The organism is Bacillus sp. SRB_331 (assembly GCF_003264175.1).
Taxonomy (GTDB): Bacteria; Bacillota; Bacilli; order Bacillales; family Bacillaceae_G; genus Bacillus_A; species Bacillus_A mycoides.
Genome location: NZ_NADV01000019.1, coordinates 1 through 18,670 on the forward strand (window position 1 = coordinate 1; position 18,670 = coordinate 18,670).

17 protein-coding genes and 2 tRNA genes are annotated in these 18,670 nt (G+C 37.4%); all 19 read right to left on the reverse strand.

The features are described 5' to 3' along the window. Positions 1-379 precede the first annotated feature (379 nt). Positions 380-1,879 (reverse strand): lysine--tRNA ligase, encoded by a 1,500-nt coding sequence (lysS, locus tag B5P42_RS13405; RefSeq protein WP_002009709.1) that lies wholly within the window; start codon positions 1,877-1,879, stop codon positions 380-382. 160 nt (positions 1,880-2,039) lie between these two features. Continuing rightward, positions 2,040-3,038, reverse strand: coding sequence for a tRNA dihydrouridine synthase DusB (dusB, locus tag B5P42_RS13410; RefSeq protein ID WP_002009708.1), 999 nt, complete (start codon positions 3,036-3,038; stop codon positions 2,040-2,042). Between the two features lie 23 nt (positions 3,039-3,061). Continuing rightward, positions 3,062-3,265, reverse strand: a complete 204-nt coding sequence (locus tag B5P42_RS13415) for a helix-turn-helix domain-containing protein (RefSeq protein WP_002009706.1) — start codon at positions 3,263-3,265, stop codon at positions 3,062-3,064. Continuing rightward, the gene (gene folK / locus B5P42_RS13420) at positions 3,217-3,732 is read right to left on the reverse strand and encodes a 2-amino-4-hydroxy-6-hydroxymethyldihydropteridine diphosphokinase (RefSeq protein ID WP_002130229.1); all 516 of its coding nucleotides are present in this window, start codon (positions 3,730-3,732) and stop codon (positions 3,217-3,219) included. The genes B5P42_RS13415 and folK overlap by 49 nt, the downstream gene beginning before the upstream one ends. Then, positions 3,729-4,091, reverse strand: a complete 363-nt coding sequence (gene folB, locus B5P42_RS13425) for a dihydroneopterin aldolase (protein ID WP_002130228.1) — start codon at positions 4,089-4,091, stop codon at positions 3,729-3,731. The genes folK and folB overlap by 4 nt, the downstream gene beginning before the upstream one ends. Continuing rightward, the gene (gene folP / locus B5P42_RS13430; protein ID WP_107888353.1) at positions 4,092-4,952 is read right to left on the reverse strand and encodes a dihydropteroate synthase; all 861 of its coding nucleotides are present in this window, start codon (positions 4,950-4,952) and stop codon (positions 4,092-4,094) included. Further along, entirely contained in the window at positions 4,927-5,799 is an 873-nt protein-coding gene (pabC, locus tag B5P42_RS13435; RefSeq protein WP_107888352.1) for an aminodeoxychorismate lyase, read from the reverse strand. The genes folP and pabC overlap by 26 nt, the downstream gene beginning before the upstream one ends. Next, a complete protein-coding gene (pabA, locus tag B5P42_RS13440) occupies positions 5,793-6,380 on the reverse strand; it encodes an aminodeoxychorismate/anthranilate synthase component II (protein ID WP_002029312.1) in 588 nt (195 codons plus the stop codon). Before pabA ends, pabC begins: the two co-directional genes overlap by 7 nt. Positions 6,381-6,385: 5 nt before the next feature. Continuing rightward, positions 6,386-7,783 (reverse strand): anthranilate synthase component I, encoded by a 1,398-nt coding sequence (trpE, locus tag B5P42_RS13445; RefSeq protein WP_044444394.1) that lies wholly within the window; start codon positions 7,781-7,783, stop codon positions 6,386-6,388. A 223-nt stretch (positions 7,784-8,006) separates the two neighbouring features. Then, on the reverse strand, positions 8,007-8,930 hold the full coding sequence (cysK, locus tag B5P42_RS13450; protein ID WP_002130221.1) for a cysteine synthase A: 924 nt from the start codon (positions 8,928-8,930) through the stop codon (positions 8,007-8,009). Positions 8,931-9,047: 117 nt separating this feature from the next. Next, on the reverse strand, positions 9,048-9,923 hold the full coding sequence (gene hslO, locus B5P42_RS13455; RefSeq protein ID WP_002009693.1) for a redox-regulated molecular chaperone HslO: 876 nt from the start codon (positions 9,921-9,923) through the stop codon (positions 9,048-9,050). 6 nt (positions 9,924-9,929) lie between these two features. Beyond that, entirely contained in the window at positions 9,930-10,718 is a 789-nt protein-coding gene (locus B5P42_RS13460; protein ID WP_113734400.1) for a type III pantothenate kinase, read from the reverse strand. Between the two features lie 222 nt (positions 10,719-10,940). Then, positions 10,941-12,842: an ATP-dependent zinc metalloprotease FtsH gene (gene ftsH / locus B5P42_RS13465; RefSeq protein ID WP_002091565.1), complete on the reverse strand. Its 1,902-nt coding sequence runs from the start codon at positions 12,840-12,842 to the stop codon at positions 10,941-10,943. Between the two features lie 85 nt (positions 12,843-12,927). Beyond that, positions 12,928-13,470, reverse strand: coding sequence for a hypoxanthine phosphoribosyltransferase (gene hpt, locus B5P42_RS13470; protein ID WP_002124550.1), 543 nt, complete (start codon positions 13,468-13,470; stop codon positions 12,928-12,930). Next, positions 13,467-14,897 carry a tRNA lysidine(34) synthetase TilS gene (gene tilS / locus B5P42_RS13475; protein ID WP_002107305.1) on the reverse strand — a complete coding sequence of 477 codons (1,431 nt, stop codon included), beginning with the start codon at positions 14,895-14,897 and terminating at the stop codon, positions 13,467-13,469. The genes hpt and tilS overlap by 4 nt, the downstream gene beginning before the upstream one ends. A gap of 203 nt (positions 14,898-15,100) precedes the next feature. Continuing rightward, positions 15,101-17,572: a stage II sporulation protein E gene (gene spoIIE, locus B5P42_RS13480; protein ID WP_113734401.1), complete on the reverse strand. Its 2,472-nt coding sequence runs from the start codon at positions 17,570-17,572 to the stop codon at positions 15,101-15,103. A 261-nt stretch (positions 17,573-17,833) separates the two neighbouring features. Further along, positions 17,834-17,905 (reverse strand) — tRNA-Glu (locus tag B5P42_RS13485). Between the two features lie 13 nt (positions 17,906-17,918). Next, positions 17,919-17,992 (reverse strand) — tRNA-Met (locus B5P42_RS13490). A 159-nt stretch (positions 17,993-18,151) separates the two neighbouring features. Further along, entirely contained in the window at positions 18,152-18,637 is a 486-nt protein-coding gene (locus B5P42_RS13495; RefSeq protein WP_002009683.1) for a S1 domain-containing RNA-binding protein, read from the reverse strand. Positions 18,638-18,670 lie beyond the last annotated feature (33 nt).

Here is an 18,670-nt window from a genome sequence, read left to right on the forward strand (position 1 = left end):
GTTTGTCTAGCATCTAAAAATAAAAATTGACGTTCACGTTGTTTGTTTCGTTCAGTTTTCAAAGAACTACTTCGTCGCTCAGAAGCGACTTTATTAATATAACATTTTGTTATATTTTCGTCAACAACTTTTTTCAATAAGTTGTTTTTCGTTTGTTTCTTTTGTTACCTCTCGTGGCAACGAATATAAATATACCAGTTTGATTATTAAAATGCAATAGTTTTTCTAATAAAATTTTCAACCTAGTAACAAAGTATAAAAATAGCATGTTTCTTCTATATAAATATAATTTCTAAACGCATTATCTACCCTATCAAGATCCACTCCCTTCATGTCACTCATAGTAAAATAAAAAAAGCTTTGGAGAAATCTCCAAAGCTTAGTCTTGTTTATGGCGCATAGCTGGGAATAATAGTACGTCACGAATAGATGGTGCGTTTGTTAATAACATAACAAGACGATCAATACCGATTCCTAACCCGCCCGTAGGAGGCATACCGTACTCAAGAGCTTCGATATAATCATCATCCATCATGTGAGCTTCGTCATTACCTTGCTCGCGCTCTTTTAGTTGAGCTTCAAAACGTTCTTTTTGATCGATTGGATCATTTAACTCAGTGAATGCATTTGCATGTTCACGTGCAACGATAAATAACTCGAAACGATCTGTGAATCGTGGATCTTCGTCATTCTTTTTCGCAAGTGGCGAAATTTCTACCGGATGACCGTAAATAAATGTTGGTTGGATTAATTTATCTTCTACTTTTTGTTCGAAGAACTCATTAATAATATGACCAACTTCCATTGTATTCTTAATTTCCACATTATGTTCTTTTGCAAGTTCACGCGCTTCTTCTACACTCATTGGATTCCAGAAATCTGCTCCAGAGTGTTGCTTAATTGCATCTACCATATGAAGACGTGTCCATTCTGGCTCTAGATTAATTTCATAATCACCATATTGGATTGTTGTTGTACCCAATACTTTTTTCGCGATATGAGCAACCATATTTTCTGTTAGTTTCATAATATCATTATAATCAGCGTACGCTTCATATAATTCAATCATCGTAAACTCAGGGTTATGACGAGTTGATACACCCTCATTACGGAATACACGGCCGATCTCATAAACCTTTTCTAATCCACCCACAATAAGACGTTTTAAATGAAGTTCAATTGCGATACGCATATATAATTCCATATCTAACGCATTATGGTGTGTAGTGAAAGGACGAGCAGACGCTCCACCTGCAATCGCGTGCATCATAGGCGTTTCTACTTCAAGATAACCGTTGTCATCTAAATATCTTCTCATTTCACGAATGATTTTACTACGGGTAACGAACGTTTCACGGCTTTCCATACTTGTAATTAAGTCCAAGTAACGTTGACGATAGCGTTGTTCAACATCTTTTAATCCATGGTATTTATCCGGTAATGGACGAAGGGATTTCGTTAAAAGTGTAAATCCTATTGCTTTTACTGAAAGTTCTCCAACGTTTGTTTTGAACACTTTACCTTCAATACCTACTAAGTCACCTAAATCTGCTGTCGTAAATAACTCGTACTCTTCATCTCCAACAGTATCTTTACGAACATAAATTTGAACTTGCCCCTGTAAATCTTGAATATGCGCAAATCCCGCTTTTCCTTTACCGCGTTTTGTCATAATACGACCAGCGATAGAAACAGTGATTTCTTTCTCTTCTAATTCTTCTTTAGAGAATTCTCCATATAGACTTACTAAGTCAGTTGTTGAATTTGTGCGTTCAAATCGTTTACCGAACGGATCAATTCCTTGCTCACGTAAATTATGTAGCTTTTCACGACGAACAAGCAATTGGTCGTTTAATTCTTCGTGGTTCATGTTATCCATGATATTAATATCACTCCAGCTCTATTAATTTTTACAATATATACAGTATAGCATTTTCTACTCAACTAGAAAAACTGCCAGCAACTAACTGGCAGTTCTTCTTTCTTTCACGTAATTATAGGAAGTGTATAGAAGAATGTCAATCTCCTATGCCCCCTTATTAACCAACATAAATTGTTTGTTGTTTCGCTTCTACTTCTTCTACAAATGCACCTAATACATTGGCAAGGTCTTCACGTGTGTCGCAAGTATTGATACCATTACGCACACTCGCATTACCACGAACACCTTTTAAATACCAAGCTGCATGCTTTCGCATCTCTCTTACGGCAACATTTTCGTTCTTTAAATCGATAAGACGATCTAGATGCAACATACATACATCAATTTTCTCACGCACTGTTGGTTCCGGCATTAACTCACCTGTCTCTAAATACTTTACCGTACGATAAATCATCCACGGATCTCCAAGAGCAGCGCGACCAATCATAACACCATCTACACCAATTTCATCAAGCATACGCTTTGCATCTTGTGGTGTTTCGACATCACCATTTCCGATAACCGGAATATTTACAGCCTGCTTTACTTGTTTAATAATATTCCAATCCGCTTTACCTTCATACATTTGCACTCGTGTACGCCCATGAACCGCTATCGCTTGTCCACCAGCACGCTCAACAGCTCTAGCATTTTCTATTGCGAAAATATGTTCTTCATCCCAACCAATACGCATTTTAACTGTAACTGGCTTTTCAACAGCATCTACAACCGCCGCTACCATCTCATATATTTTATTTGGGTCTAAAAGCCACTTTGCTCCTGCATCACACTTAGTGATTTTCGGTACTGGGCACCCCATATTAATATCAATAATGTCTGCTGTCGTATATTTATCTACGTATTTCGCAGCATCTACAAGAGTTTCTTTCTCTCCACCAAAAATTTGTAAACTTAATGGCTTTTCTCTCTCATCGATATATAACATATCTAATGTTCTTTTGTTATTAAGTAATATTGCCTTATCACTTACCATTTCAGCACAAACTAAACCTGCACCAAATTCTTTTACCGTCAAACGGAATGCAGAGTTACACACTCCCGCCATCGGTGCTAGTACAACTGGATTTTTCATCTCAATATTTGCAATCTTTAACACCCGACTTACTCCTTCCTTTACGGTCACTTTGGCATCAATTCGTCTATTGAAACGTTTAATGTTTTAGCGACTTCTACTACAAAATCTTGGGAAGGTGATCTATTGCCCCTCTCAACTTCACCTAAAACCGATACAGATACCCCTAATTCTTTCGCAAAACCTTCTTGCGTATAGCCTTTTAGCTTTCGAAAAGCACGAATGCGTCTTCCCCATTTTTCTGCTTCCATACCGTTACTCCCTCTCGCCTTTTCATTTCTTCTACTTGTGAACGTGAAATGTTTTGTTTTATATCTTGATTAATCTCTAACAACGGAACGATAACAAAAGCTCTTTCGAACATCCGCGGATGCGGAACAATCAGATTCTCTGCTTCAATATTTTCTTGATTATATAGTAAAATGTCAAGGTCGATGGTCCTCGGGCCCCATCTAATTTCCCTTTTTCTTCCTAGGTCATTCTCTACCTTTTGTGTTACTTTCAATAATTCTTGCGGTGATAAATTGGTAGAAATTTTTATAACTAAATTTAAAAAGCAATTTTGGTCAGTATAGCCAACCGGATCAGTTTCATATACAGACGAAACATCATCAACTTGGATATGCTGGTTTTTATTTAAAAACTGAATTGCTTCAGTTAAATAAGTATAACGCTCCCCAATATTGGAACCTAATGCAATGTACGCTATATTATTCATGGACGTTCTCTCGTAATTTCTACCGCTACAGCACGATAATGTCCCGGTATCGGCGGATCCGGTTTAATTACCTTAATTGTACACTGTGAAATACTCTCATATTGTTTCAATATATCTGTAGCGATATTTTCAGCGATACTCTCTACAAGCTTATACGTTCTATCTTCAACCACTTTTCTACATAGTTCGAAAAGCTCCCCGTAATTGACAGAATACTCTAAGTCGTCACTTTCTCCTGCACGTTTTAAATCCAACTCCACCGTTAAATCCACTTTAAATCTCTGACCCAATTTATTTTCTTCTGGGAATACACCATGATAACCGTAAAACTCCATATCATGGATATAAATTTTATCCAATTACTTTGCCCCCTTACCAATCATCGCGTCCATCATCTTAGCCATACGCGCCATTTCTTTCACATCATGAACACGGATAAACTCACAGCCCTTTTCAATACCAAGACAAACGGTAGCTCCCGTTCCTTCAAGACGTTCCTCCACTGGCAAATCTAACACATGGCCAATAAAGGACTTTCTTGAAGTACCTAAGAGAACTGGGTAACCCAGTACATTTAACTGTTCTAAATTGCGCATCGCTTCTAAATTTTGCTCAGGTGTTTTCGCAAAACCGATACCTGGGTCTAAAATAATATTCTCATCTCGCACACCAGCATCTTTAGCAATTTTAATACTTTCATACAAATCAGCAATCATATCGGCCATTAAATTGCGGTAATTCATATTATCTCGGTTATGCATTAAGATAATGGGCACATCATAATAGGCTGCAACTTCAGCAATCCTCGGTTCCGCCTTCGCTCCCCAAATATCATTAATAATATTAGCACCAGCTTCAATCGCTTGTTTCGCAACCTCAGCTTTATACGTATCAATAGAAATAGGTAGCTTTACTTCTTTTGACACTGCCTGAATCATTGGAACAACTCGCTTTATTTCCTCTTCTACTGAAACTTTAGCGAAACCCGGGCGGGTAGATTCGCCGCCAATATCAATAATATGGGCACCTTCACTTTTCATTTCTTTCGCATGTCGCACCGCAGCATCTACTTCATTGTAACTCCCACCATCAGAAAATGAATCTGGCGTTACATTTAAAATCCCCATAATTAATGTCTTTTCATTTAAGTTCAATGTATATTCGCCGCAGCGCAAATCATAATCCCACTTCAAACTACACATCTCCTCTTCGCAATTCATTTCTGCTCCACAATTTCTCTCTCTGCACTCCATAAAGATCCATAAGTCTTTTTGTAACCACTCCCACTTTACCCGGGAAATCTTTCTCCTCTATACGATAAAGGGGGACAATCTCTTGAATAGAGTTCGTTACGAACACTTCATCCGCTGAAAGCAATTCATCTTTTGTAAAGAAACCTTCCTTTACTTCTATATCTAGCTCTTCAGCAGCCTTTATAATAAACGCACGAGTGATTCCGTTTAAAATCCCTGTTTCTAATGAAGGAGTATATAAAATATCTCCTTTAACAAAAAAGAGATTCGAAACAATACCCTCTGCAACATAACCTGTTTCGGTAAGAAAAATACCTTCCTTATTCACAACATTTCCAATTTCGCGTTTCCCTAAAATATTATTTAAATAATGATGGGACTTCAAGCGAAATGCACCCTCTGGTGTATTTCTCACTTGCTTTAAAATAACTCCTTCTTTTTCCACTACATTCCCTGGAGCTGCTAAAGGTTTTATAAAAACAATAACAGACGGTTCTTCATATACTTCCGTTTGTAATCCTATTTCATCTATACCCGCCGATACATTTAAGCGCACATATGCATGCTTTAACCCATTCTTAACAAGTAGATTCTTTAAAATAAGCATCACTTCATCTTTTGTCATTGTCCATTTGATTTGCAATATATCGAGCGCATCCATTAAGCGTTCATAATGATCATCCAATAAAAAGGGATGACCATTATAAATACGAAATGTCTCAAAAACCCCAAGTCCATATAGGTAACCGTGGTCATAAGGAGAAATTTTCGCTTCACTCGCTTCTACATACGCGCCATTTACGTAAATTAACACGATGTCACACTTGGGCTATATTTGCGAATGAAATTCTGTAGCAATTCTTTCCCGTGAGAAGTCATAATAGATTCCGGATGGAATTGTACCCCTTCAATCGGCAACGTTTTATGACGAAGCGCCATAATTTCACCTTCTTCAGTCCAAGATGTTATCTCTAAACAATTCGGTAACGTCTCTTTTTTAACGATAAGAGAGTGATAACGTGTCGCGGTAAATGGATTTGGGATATCAGAAAAAATCGTCTGCCCATCATGATGCATTAAAGATGTTTTTCCATGCATCAAACGCTCTGCCCTGACAACATCACCTCCAAATACTTGTGCAATTGATTGATGTCCAAGACAGACCCCAAAAATCGGAAGCTTACCTGCAAAATATTTAATAACATCCATACTGATTCCCGCCTCATTAGGACTACATGGACCTGGCGAAATCATTAAAAAATCCGGTTTCATATTCTCAATATCCGAAATAGTCACTTCATCATTACGCCTAACAACAAGCTCTTGTCCAAGTTCTCCAAGAAACTGCACTAAATTAAATGTAAAAGAATCATAATTATCAATCATTAATATCATTTCTCTCACCTAACCGTTTCTTCGCTACTTTCTTTTGCACGCCATAAAGCGATTGCTTTTTTTAACGACTCTTTATATTCATTTTTTGGATTTGAATCAATTACAATACCCGCTCCAGCTTGCACATGCGCTTGTCCATCTTTAGCAAGTAGTGTTCGGATTATAATATTCAATTCCGTATCTCCAGAATAACCAATCCAACCAATTGACCCTGTATAAATTCCTCGGCGAACAGGTTCTAATTCTTCAATAATTTCCATCGTACGTATTTTCGGGGCACCGGTAATTGTCCCACCAGGAAATACAGCCTTCACCAAATCGAAAGCATCTTTATCTGCTTCCACCTCACCACGCACATTAGAAACAATATGCATAACGTGTGAGTATTTTTCAATTACCATAAATTCATCTACTTCAACAGTGCCATATTTACAAACCCGGCCCAAGTCATTTCGTTCTAAATCCACAAGCATTACATGCTCTGCTCTTTCCTTTTCATTTTCAATTAATTCTTTCGCTAATTCTTCATCCTCTTGCTCACTTGCTCCTCGAGAGCGCGTACCAGCAATCGGTCTTGTACTCACTTCTTTTCCTTGCTTTTTAATTAGCAATTCAGGCGAAGCACTAACAATTTGAAAATCTCCAAACTCCAAGTAACCCATATATGGAGATGGATTAATTTCACGAAGACTTGTATATATTTCTAGTGGATGTGTTTGTAATGTTCTTTCTTGTCTTGTCGACAAGTTTACTTGAAACACATCACCCGCTCCAATATATTCTTGAATACGTTCAACGGCCTTCATAAAGCCCTCTTCCGTAAAAGCGACTGCTTCATTTTTCTTTTCAGGAGATTCAAACGGCATAGTCACTTCGGGGGCTTCTTTCATCCAAAGACCCTTCCATTCATTTAATCGTTCTTCTGCCTCTTCACACTCATCTACATAATGCGTAATAATCCATAATACTCTCTCCTGTTGATCATACACAAACACGTCATCAAATAACAAAAAGAATATGTCAGGTATATTAATATCATCCTTCGCAAGAGAAGAAAGTTTTTCAATATAACGGATACAATCATAACTAAAGTATCCAATTGCCCCACCCTGAAAAGGTGGGTACTCCGGATTATAATCCGTTTTCCATTTCTCCATATACGCTTGCATTAAATCTAATGGATTCCCTCGCTTTATTGTTTCCTTACCACTTTCACTTATATGTAACGTCTCATTCTTACCCTGAATTACCGCTACTGGATCCAGCCCAACAATATTATAACGACCACCACGTCCACTTTCTAACAAAATATGTTGCGGCTTATCCTGAGAAAGAAATTTATATTGCTTAAAGAAATCTAACTGATATGGAATAGAAAGCGCTAAAGATTTTCTTCGTTGCATATCAACACCCCGTCTTCTGTTATCCCACCCTCTTAAGCCAATCAAATCAAACTACATAAAATTATTTATATAGAGAATGATTATACTTGAGGGCTAGTGAAAATAAATTAATTATACTACTTCTTATTTTACATGAAGTTTTCTAGTCATTCACTCTTTTCCTTTTTCCAATCAAAAAAGAAAAAGCATCCTTTTTTAAGGATGCTTTTCAAATCACATTCACTTATGACTCAAATTGATAAAGTGGTGTACTTAAATAACGTTCACCGTTACTTGGGATAATAACAAGTACCTTTTTCCCTTTACCTAATTTCTTCGCAACTTCTGTCGCTGCATAAACGACCGCTCCCGAAGAGATACCAACTAAAATACCTTCTTCTTTAGCCACTCTTCTCGCATATTCGAACGCTTGCTCCGTTTTCACTTGAATAATTTCATCATATACCTCTACATCCAATGTCTCCGGAACAAACCCCGCTCCAATTCCTTGGATCTTATGTGGTCCTGGCTTTCCACCAGATAATACTGGTGAATCCGCAGGTTCTACCGCGTAAATTTTGATATCTTTATAAGCCTCTTTCAGCACTTCACCGGCACCTGTAATTGTTCCACCTGTACCAATACCTGCGATAAACGCATCTAATTGATCCCCCATCTGTTCAACAATTTCTGGACCTGTTGTTATACGATGGATTTCTGGATTCGCTTGATTTTGGAACTGTTGTGGTATAAAGTACCCATGTTCTTCTGCTAATTCAGTTGCCTTTCGAATTGCTCCGCCCATTCCTTCAGGTCCTGGAGTCAATACTAATTCAGCACCGTAAGCGCGTAATAAATTACGACGCTCAATACTCATTGTTTCTGGCATTACTAAAATTGCCTTATATCCTTTAGCAGCTGCTACCATCGCTAAGCCAATACCTGTGTTACCACTTGTCGGCTCAATGATTGTATCGCCCTCTTTTAATAATCCTTTATTTTCAGCATCTTCAATCATAGCTAACGCGATACGATCTTTAACACTGCTCCCCGGATTCATAAATTCTAATTTTAAGTATACATCTGCGCTGTCTGATTCTACGATGCGGTTCAACTTAACGATCGGCGTTTTCCCGATTAATTCTGAAACTGATTGTGCCACTCGCATTCCTGTCACTCCTAACACCGAGTATTTTTATTGGTTTTATCGATATTTAGATTTTGTCAGAAAATTCCCTGTTTGTCAATCTATTTGGGCGGCTGATTCTCCACCTAAACTTCTTTATTACAGCTTCTCAATTAGACTTGTAATATCTTCTTTAGCGAATTTATGTCGTTCATTACAGAAGTGACAGTGAACTTCCGTCTCTTCCTCTTCTGCACGAATTTGTTCTAACTCCGCTTTACCTAAACTAATTAGCACACTTTCAATACGCTCACGTGAACATGTACAATTAAATTGAACATCCATTGTTTCTAGCACTTTCACTTTATCTTCTCCAAGCACTTCATACAGTAATTCTTCTGGAGAAAGACCTTGTTCAATTAATTGTGATACTGGCGGGATTTGTTGAAGACGCTCTTCAATAAATGAAATTGTTTCTTCCTGCGCACCTGGCATAATTTGAAGAATGAATCCACCCGCCGCTAATACGCTATCATCTCCGTTTACAAGAACACCAACACCTACAGAAGAAGGTGTCTGCTCAGAAACCGCGAAATAATATGTGAAATCTTCCCCTAGTTCTCCTGAAACAATGGGAGATTGACCAATAAACGGTTCACGCATACCGATATCTTTAATTACCGTTACAAATCCTTCTGTACCTACCGCTTGATATACACGTAATTTCCCTTGTTCCGTTCCTTCAAAATCAACATGCGGATTCGTTACATAACCACGTACATCCCCATTTGCATGAGCATCGACTAAGATAGGACCAATCGGGCCGTTACCCTCTACTTTAATCGTTAACTTCTGCTCGCCTTTTAACATAGCACCCATCATTGTACCCGCAGTTAAAGAACGACCAAGTGCCGCTGATGCTGTTCTCCATGTATCATGACGCTTTTGCGCCTCACTTACTGTATTTGTTGTACGTACACTATAAGCACGAACCTCTCCATTAAACGCTAACGCTTTTACTAAATAATCTTTCATACTTATTTATTCACCCTTCTCATGTTGTAAATTTGCATTACGCTCATATAACATATACAAACCTTTTAACGTTAAAAACGGATCTACAATATCAATTACATTTGATTCTTCTGAAATTAATTTTGCTAATCCACCTGTTGCAATAACTTTCGGTTCTTGCTTAGCTTCTTCCTTCATACGCTTAACAATACCTTCCACTTGTCCAACGTATCCATAAAGAATACCTGATTGCATTGCACTGACTGTATTCTTCCCGATAACACTACCCGGTTTTGTAATTTCAATACGAGGAAGCTTTGCTGCCCTGCTATATAAAGCCTCTGCCGAAATCATAATTCCTGGCGTAATGACGCCACCCATATAATGCTTCTCTTCGTTAATATAACAATATGTAGTAGCCGTACCAAAATCAACAATAATAAGCGGACTTCCATATAAGTGGATTCCTGCTACTGCATTTACAATTCGGTCCGCGCCTACTTCACGTGGATTTTCATATTTAATATTCAAGCCAGTTTTTATCCCAGGCCCCACTACAAGCGGTTTAATTTCAAAATACTTTTCACACATACGCTCTAAAGCGAACATAATTGGCGGTACGACTGAAGACACAATAATACCTTTCACATCTTCAAAAGAAAGACCTTCATGCTCAAGTAACTGCTTTACAAGCATCCCATACTCATCTTCTGTTTTATGACGATCTGTTTCCATGCGCCAATGCTGACGAAGTTCTCCCTCTTCAAACACACCTAGTACCGCATTTGTGTTCCCTACATCCAATACAAAAATCATATTCTCACCACTTATCTTATTTAATCTATATTTGCGCAGTATGTATAAAACTTATAAAAACATCATATCACACATACTTATATAATCAGTTTTTCTATACTCATCATTGTACAAAAAGATTACTCTCTATTTCAATTTTTAATAATAGTTTCATTCAATTTTTTTTGCCACTTAAATTCATTCCACAAAAAAAAGGAGTGACTATTGTCACTCCTTTTTTTCTTACTTATCTTCTGTATCTTCATCGTCTTTCTTCATATTGATGTTTACTTTCACATCATCTGAAGATGTTGGACGCTCAGGTAATCTGCCATAATCATATAAATGATTAATTTGCTCTGCATCTAATGTTTCTACTTCAAGTAACGTTTTCGCGATAATATCAAGCTTATCTCGTTTTTCAGTAAGAATTTGTTTCGCACGAGCATAACAGTCTTTAATAATTATTTGCATTTCCACATCAATTTCATGCGCGATTGCATCACTGTAGTTTTGTTCTGAATGGAAGTCTCTTCCTAAGAATACCTGACCACCTTGTGAGCTACCAAATTGCATCGGTCCAAGCTTATCACTCATCCCGAATTCTGTAACCATACGTCTTGCAATACCAGTCGCACGTTGGAAGTCGTTGTGAGCACCTGTACTTGCTTCACCAAATACAATCTCCTCAGCTACTCGACCACCAAGTAAACCAGTGATTTTATCAAGTAACTCTGGTTTTGTCATGAAGTAACGATCTTCCTTCGGAAGCATTACCGCATATCCACCAGCTTGACCACGAGGGACAATTGTTACTTTATGAACGATATCTGCTTCATCAAGGACAACACCAATTACAGTATGGCCAGCCTCATGGAATGCAACGATATTACGTTCTTTTTCAGAGATAACGCGACTTTTCTTAGCTGGACCTGCAATAACACGATCCGTCGCTTCATCGATGTCACTCATATCAATTTTCTTCTTATCTTGACGCGCAGCTACTAAAGCAGCTTCGTTTAATAAGTTTTCAAGATCGGCACCAGAGAATCCTGGTGTACGAGTTGCAATTGCTCTTAAGTTGACATTCTCATCAAGCGGTTTATTACGAGCGTGTACCTTAAGTACAGCTTCACGACCATTTACATCTGGACGATCTACTGTAATTTGACGGTCAAAACGACCTGGACGTAATAACGCTGGATCAAGAATATCAGGACGGTTTGTCGCAGCGATGATAATAATACCTTCATTTGCACCGAATCCATCCATTTCAACAAGCAATTGGTTCAACGTTTGTTCACGCTCATCATGACCACCGCCAAGACCCGCGCCACGTTGACGTCCTACTGCATCAATTTCATCAATGAAAATGATACAAGGAGCATTTTTCTTTGCATTTTCAAATAAATCACGTACACGGGATGCACCGACACCGACGAACATCTCTACGAAGTCAGAACCACTAATAGAGAAGAATGGAACGCCTGCTTCACCTGCAACAGCACGTGCTAGTAAAGTTTTACCTGTACCTGGAGGTCCCACTAATAGAACACCCTTTGGAATACGGGCACCAACTTCAGCGAACTTACGAGGGTCTTTCAAGAATTCAACTACCTCAACAAGTTCTTGTTTCTCTTCATCCGCTCCAGCAACATCTCTGAAACGAATTTTTTTCTTTTCATCATTGTATAGCTTCGCCTTACTTTTCCCGAAGTTCATAACACGGCTACCGCCGCCCTGAGCTTGGTTTAATAAGAAGAAGAATAAAATGAAGATAATGACAAACGGAATGATAGAAGTAAAGAACGTTACCCAAGCACTTGTTTCTTCTGCTGGTTGATACTTAACTTCAGCCCCTTGCGCTTTATCATTAATTTTCTTTTGTAATTCCTCAGTATTTGGTGCATAAGTAACAAATTGTTCTCCTTGGCTAGAAGTCTTGAATTGTCCCTTTACCTCAAACACACCATTTTTCGGTTGAAGCTGCACATTACGCACTTCACCTTTTTCAAGTTGAGTAATGAATTTATCGTAGCTAACTGATGTCGTTTTTTGCGTCGAACCATTAAAATAGCTCACGATTCCAATTACTACTAAGAATATCAGTAAATAAAAGATGGTATTACGGAAGATACGATTCATTCCTAACCTCCTCTCACGGCATAAACACTATAGTAAATCGTAACATAAAAAAAATTTCCTATACAATTGTAACGCCTATATTTAATTAATTTGAGTAAACACTTGGTTTTAATACTCCTACATAAGGAAGATTACGGTACTGCTCTTTATAATCTAATCCATATCCTACAACAAATTCATGAGGAACAGTAAATCCAACATAATCTGCTTTCAGATCAACCTTACGGCCTGTTGGCTTATCTAATAAAGTAACAATTTTTACAGATTTCGCTTTACGATATTTAAACAGATCCACTAAATAGCTTAGTGTAAGACCGCTATCAATAATATCTTCAACGATTAAAATATCGCGACCTTCTACCGAAGTATCAAGATCTTTTAAGATTTTTACTTCGCCTGTCGAAACTGTAGAGTGACCGTAGCTAGATACAGCCATAAAATCCATTTCAAGATATGTATCTGTTCTCTTTAATAAATCTGCCATAAATGGCATTGCACCCTTTAGTACACCAATCGCAAGAGGTACTGTATTTTTGTAATCCTCTGCAATAACTGCACCTAGTTCGTGCACCTTTTCTTGTATTTGTTCTTCAGAAATTAATACTTTTTCGATATCTTGATTCATCATTTCATTATCCTCCCGGAAGACTCCTTGCTTTTGTAGTGAATAATCATGTATTTACCCTTCTTTGCTAGCTCTTTCGAAGTAGCAAACGCAGATCGTTTCAACAAGGGTACCCAAATAATATTTCCACTTGCGTCACAAACGATCGGCCATTCTTCTCTTTTTTCTTTTGGTACTTTTGCTTCGATAAAAACAGCTTTTATCTTTTTTGTACCATCCATACCTTGCATTGACATGCGATCTCCATTTTCCCTAGACCGAATACGAAGTGGATACGATATATCATTATACTTAGCAACAAATACTGTTTCATTCATGTTACTCGGTATATCTTCGCTCACCTCTGTTACAAGTTTATCCCCATTCGGCAATATAATTGTCCCAGGTACTGATAAATCTTGCGAAAAAGGAGAAACAATTTCTTGTTTAAATCCAAAACCACATTCTTCGTATGTGCGAACAATTTTCAAACCACCTGGAAAATCTAGTGAACCTGAAGGTTGTGCCCGCTTAAAAAATTCAATCACCTTGTCAATATGTATAGAAGAAAGCGAAGATGGAATCTTATATTCATAAAGATAGTTTAATATTAGTTGAATCCCTCTTCTTTGTAAAGGCATAGACATGGATTCAAAGGCAGGAATTGATAAGCTAATTTGTTTATCGCTTTTTTTTGTAATTACTTTATTCATTTTCTCAAAAGCTAATTCCTGCAAATAAGCCTCATCCTCTTGCATCTGCACGCTAAATTTTTGAAATTTCTCATGCATTTGTGGATTTTCTTCTTTCAAATAAGGAAGGACATATTTACGTAATCGATTCCTTGTATATACTTCTTTTTTATTACTCGGATCTATACGCGGAATAACTTTTAATTTATTACAGTAATCAACAATTTCTTCCTTAGTTACCCCAAGTAACGGCCTAATTAAATATCCATTATGAAAAGATCGCTTCACTGCAATTCCTGCGTATCCTTTCGGAGTACTCCCTCGTACAAGGCGCATTAAAATCGTCTCTACTTGATCATCTCCATGGTGACCAAGAGCTACATATCTCGCATCATATTTCTTCATTATTCTTTCCAAAAATGCATATCTGCATTCTCTAGCTGCAACTTGTGCATTCATTCCATATTGCTGTTGATATTGCGACACATTAATCCTTAGCGTTTCACAAATAACTCCTAGCTCTTTGCAAAGACCCTGTACAAACTGTAAATCCTCATAAGATTCATTACCTCTAAACATATGGTCCACATGTGCTACTACAATTTCTAGCTGTTTTTCTGCCCTTTTTTCTAACAAATAATATAAAAGAGCCAAAGAGTCAGGACCACCAGAAACCCCTACAACAATTGTTGAATGTTTCTTTAATACATCATGCTGCTTTACAAAGTCATCTACTTTTTCAACAAATGCATCTTTCAACTTCGCAATCACCTTTCATTAAACAAGAACAACAACATTAGTTACCTTGTATATAATGGTACAACTTTTACAAACATTGTGCAAAAAAAAGATGTACAAAATCCATATTTTTATCTTACATCCCTCCTGTATATTTAACAAAGTAATCACATTACCTTTTTAATCAAAAAAACCTAGGCATCTACCTAGGTTTTTTGATTATTTTATTGCGCCTGCATTCCTACTATTGGAATCGTAGCCCACTTCGGCATATTTTTCTTTACTTTCGCCACCACAATAGTCATATCATCATTTATATAACCATCACCAGAGCGAATTACTTCTTCCATAATAATATCAGCGATTTCCTGTGGGTCCTCTGTTTGTAGTTCTTTAATTTTACGTTTTATCCATAATTCGTGATTCTCCACATGTTGCGCTCCCTCAAAGATGCCGTCACTCATCATGATAAGAAGATCACCCGTTTTTAATTGCTCACCAACCACATCAACTTCAACATCTTCAATGATTCCCATCGGCAAATTACTTGCCTCAATTTTCAAAATATTATTTCCGCGTTTAACAAAACTCGGCGTCGATCCAATCTTTAAAAACTTCGCACTCGCATCCCGTAAATCTACCATAGCCAAGTCAAGCGTTGTATACATCTCCTCTGTCGTCCTTAAAGAAAGAATCGAATTGATGGACTTAATCGCTATTTCTTCATCAATACCTGATTGAAGTATCTTTTGTAATAATTTTACCGTTTCCCTACTCTCCATATGAGCCCTTTGTCCATTTCCCATACCATCACTAATCGCAAGTGCATATTTACCAACGCTCAAATCCATCATCGCGTAGGAATCACCTGAAATAAACCCACCACCTTTTGCAGCTGTGGCCAATCCTGTATCAAGAGAATACGTCTTCGCTGAACCAAATGATATTAAACTGTGCCCATTTGGATATGAGGATTTCTCTTCATGCTTAACGACGATATTCTCTTTTAAAATATCCGAAAGCATTGGAGCAACCAACTTCTCACATTCCCCATGTTCATTAGATGCAGCCGGAATCAACATTTCAATATCAATACTTCCTCTATCTAAACAATAAATATCAACATGCTCCACTTCGACACCAAAATCACGAAACGCTTGTAAAATTTGCTCCTCCTGCGCTTGATGGTTCTCTCTTTCTCGTTGTATCTCCTTAGCGAAATCCTCCATCACTTTTGATACACCTAGTAATTGCTCCGCTACAATTCTACGATTTTCCTTCATTTGTTTTCTTAATTTCTGCCCCTCATAGAAGTGATCTAATTCACCCGCTACTAAATCCGTTACTTTCTTCCCTCTCACACAATGCTTGTCCCATTCACGAACTAACTTCCGATTATGCTGCAGCGTTCCTTCTTCTGTTTCACTCATTATTTGTTTCATATAATCGTATGTTTTATCAAAATTAACTACCCAACATTGATCCTTCTTAAAGCATGTTTGACATGTTTTTGCAGTAATTGTACTTAAAAATAAATCAGCTTCTGTTTCTTTATCTTCCTCCTCCACATACCCGTATACAGAAAAGCTATTAGACAAAGCAGCAAATACATTAGCAAATTGATTGATTTTGTTTGCTGTAACATCGCGCACTCTTCTTAAATATTGTTGTTGATCCTGTGAATGTTCCTGTGTACCCGGCATAAATTTAGCAATACGATCCATAACAAGCTTCGGTGTTAATAAGAAGAAAACAATCGCTACACCAGATTCAATTAAAGTTGTTACAATACTTGTTTGCTTGTCTACATATAATGTAATTAAGCTTGTACCAATTAATAAACCTAAACTAACTCCTATACGCTTCCCTTCTTTTAACAATCCCCCAAGCAATCCTGAAAAGGCAAGGAGACTAAGTTGAGACAAGCTCGCCACATTTGCTAAACTTAATATTAACCCAGTGACAACTCCTACCGTGGACCCTGTAGCTGCCCCTGCAATAAAGGCAAATACTAATACTAAATATCTAGTGAAAATATGTTGAATAGAAGCATCATAAACAAACCAATCCGTTGTGCCCGTTAAAACAGATGCTAGTAATATAATTAAACAAACAATTTCTTCTGTTTCTAACGCTTGTTGCTTCCCTTTCCTTTCCACTAAAAGCGGAACACTTTGTAAAAATATCATCGTTAATACGAAGCTAAGCCCCGCTTCGATCGTACTGACGAGCAGATCATACATGGTGACGGTTTGCTGTGCAAAATATACAACAACTAAATGTGCGGTTAATGCGGAGATAAATACTTGGAATGGTACAAGTCCAACAGTTTTACGTGTAAACCGACTAAAGAAGATATTATAAATAAAGAAGGTAAAGATAGATGCAAAAGTAAAAAATAAATTATCTATTGAAACTGAAAGTGCTCCCCCCATTAGGGCTAAGAACGCGAGCGGCATTTTATCTCGCTTCATAACATAAACAGCAGCAAAAAACGGCAATGCAAACGGTAAAATGTTTGTTAATATATATGCTCGTCCCAAAAGAAAACCAATAACAGCAATAATGAATCCCCATCTAAAGAAAACTTTTTCAAACTTCATTCGCAACTTACTCGTCCACTTTATTGTTCCAAACTGACTTTCATTCATCGCCAATGCACTTGTATTCATAGTATTCCTTCCTGCTTTAGGCATATTTTTAACACCACCTGCATAGTTTAATTACTGTTATTATAAAAGATGATTATTGGTTTTTTTGTCAAAACAACAGTTTTGACTTTTATAATCGTTCGACTTTTTATTCGAAATAAATCTACATATATACATAGTATTTAATTTATTTAAAACGAGTTGAAAGAATCTTCAGAAAATATAGGGTGATTTTGTAGAAGTATTGTACGTCTTAATTTATATTTAACAAAAAAAGATCATGCAAATTTGCATGATCTTTTTAGATGACCCGTACGGGATTCGAACCCGTGTTACCGCCGTGAAAGGGCGGTGTCTTAACCACTTGACCAACGGGCCGTTAAATTAAATATAGCGGCGGAGGGGATCGAACCCCCGACCTCACGGGTATGAACCGTACGCTCTAGCCAGCTGAGCTACACCGCCATGTCGTCGTATTTAACGGACAATTAGTATATTACATCAGATATATTTTAAAGTCAATACATCTCAAAAACTTTTTTAAAAATATATTCTCTCACATAAAAAAGTACCCGAGTAATTACTCTGGGTACCTCTCTATATGTTAAGAATTAAACGGACTTATTATCCGCGACGTGCGCCACGGCCACCACGTTTAGATTCTGTGTTACGCTTTAAAGAAGTTAAACGATCTTCACTATCTTTTAAAAAGCGTGCCATCTTTTGCTCAAATGTTTCTTTTGGAGCTCGTTCATTACCGCCACCGCGGTTATCTCTGTTGGAAGAACGATTATTACGTTGTGGACGTCCAGAACGTTGTTGATCACCACCACGTTGGTATTCACCACGTGGACGATCTCCTTCTGTTTTTTCACGTTCTTTCGCTTTCTTAATAGATAGGCCAATTTTGCCATCTTTTTCAACATTGATAACTTTTACTTCTACTTGGTCGCCTACTTTTAAGTGATCGTTAATATCTTTCACATAATTATCAGCAACTTCACTAATATGAACAAGACCTGTTAAGCCTTCTGGCAGCTCCACAAAAGCCCCAAAATTTGTAATACCTGTTACTTTACCCTGTAACTTGCTGCCTACCTCGATTGACATAAAAAAAATGCTCCTCCTTAGTGGTTAAAAAGT